The 433-nt window shown below is 52.2% G+C and carries 1 protein-coding gene; it reads right to left on the minus strand.

Going from position 1 to position 433, the window contains the following annotated elements; genetic code table 11:
- Positions 1 to 280: 280 nt before the first annotated feature.
- A partial coding sequence (locus HOV91_RS41210; protein WP_174190211.1) for a DNA polymerase occupies positions 281 to 433 on the minus strand: 153 nt, incomplete at its 5' end.

Raw genomic sequence — 433 nt, forward strand, 5'->3', positions numbered from 1 at the left:
GTGTATGAAATCTAACAATGCGCTCATCGTCATCCTCGGCACCGTCACCCTGGATGCTGTAGGCATAGGCTTGGTTATGCCGGTACTGCCGGGCCTCTTGCGGGATATCCGGATATAGTTCCTCCTTTCAGCAAAAAACCCCTCAAGACCCGTTTAGAGGCCCCAAGGGGTTATGCTAGTTATTGCTCAGCGGTGGCAGCAGCCAACTCAGCTTCCTTTCGGGCTTTGTTAGCAGCCGGATCCGCGACCCATTTGCTGTCCACCAGTCATGCTAGCCATATTAGTGCGCCTGATCCCAGTTTTCGCCACTCCCCACTTCCACCAGCAACGGCACATCCAGACGGGTACAGTTTTCCATCAGTTGATGAATCTGCTTCGCGACGGCATCAACATCATCTTTATGAACTTCAAATACCAGTTCATCGTGTACCTG

The sequence above is a fragment of the Nocardia barduliensis genome, from assembly GCF_013315795.1.
GTDB classification, from domain to species: Bacteria; Actinomycetota; Actinomycetes; order Mycobacteriales; family Mycobacteriaceae; genus Nocardia; species Nocardia barduliensis.